Raw genomic sequence first — 1,051 nt, 5'->3', positions numbered from 1 at the left:
TGCGGGCAGCCCGCTGATCGCGACGACGCGAGGCGGCACCGTCGAATTCGTGCGCGACGGCGACGATGGGCTGCTCGTGGACCCCGAGGACACGGAGGCGCTCGCGGCGGCGCTCGCCGCGCTGATCGACGACGAGGAGCGCGCCGCGCGGCTCGCCGCCGCGGGCAGCGCCCGGGTGCGCGCCTTCACCTGGGAGCGCGTCGTCGACGCGTACGAGCGGATCTACCGCGGAATCGGAGAGTGACATGACCACCGGCCCCCTCGCCAGCGCCGCGGTGCTGATCGCGACCTACAACAGGCCCGACCACCTGCGCACCTGCCTCGACCACCTCGACCGGCAGACCGTCGCACCGGCGCAGATCATCGTGGTCGACTCGTCGCCGGACGACCGCTCGGCCGAGGTGGTCAGGCGGCACGGCGGTATCACGTACCTGCGCAACGCGCTCGGTCGCGGCCACACCGCCACGTCGCGGCGCATGGGCGTCGCCGCCGTTGTGGACGCCGACGTGATCGCGTTCATCGACGACGACGCCTACGCGGAGCCCGACTGGCTGGCCGAGCTGCTGCGGCGCTACGACGACCCGCGCGTGGGCGGGGTCGGCGGGCGCGCGGCGAACGGCCAGCCGGATGAGGAGGCGATCGGCTGGGACGCGATCGGAAGCTTCCGCGCCGACGGCACCCTGACGGGCAACTTCGCCGCAGACCCCGGCGAGGACGTCGACGTCGACCACCTGCTCGGGGCCAACATGTCCCTGCGCCTGTCCGCGGTGCACGAGGCGGGCGGAATCGAGGACTTCTACCCGGGCACCTGCCTGCGCGAGGAGAGCGAGATCGCCCTGCGCTTGCGCAGCGCCGGCTACCGGCTGATCTACACGCCGGCCGCCCTGGTCGAGCACGTGGCCGGGCCGTATGCCCGGGGCCGGCGGTTCGACGCGCGCTATGCGTACTTCGGCCAGCGCAACCACCTCGTGCTGCTCGCGCGGGTGGTCGGCGCGCGTGACCCGCGCTTCCGCCGCTATCTCGGCGTCGCGGCGCGTCAGCTGGGCGCCGA

General features: G+C 73.8%; 2 protein-coding genes. Both read left to right on the top strand.

Annotation, left to right across the window (positions count from 1 at the left end):
- Nucleotides 1–244: glycosyltransferase (locus ACM2XV_RS15550; RefSeq protein WP_487027609.1), on the top strand; the 244-nt coding region annotated here is incomplete at its 5' end.
- 1 nt (nucleotide 245) lies between these two features.
- A partial coding sequence (locus tag ACM2XV_RS15545; protein ID WP_487027608.1) for a glycosyltransferase family 2 protein occupies nucleotides 246–1,051 on the top strand: 806 nt, incomplete at its 3' end.

The sequence above is a fragment of the Gryllotalpicola sp. CP2-P1 genome, assembly GCF_057512245.1.
The sequence above is the reverse complement of the archived record's forward strand: the minus strand, read 5'-3'. Positions and strand labels throughout refer to the sequence as shown.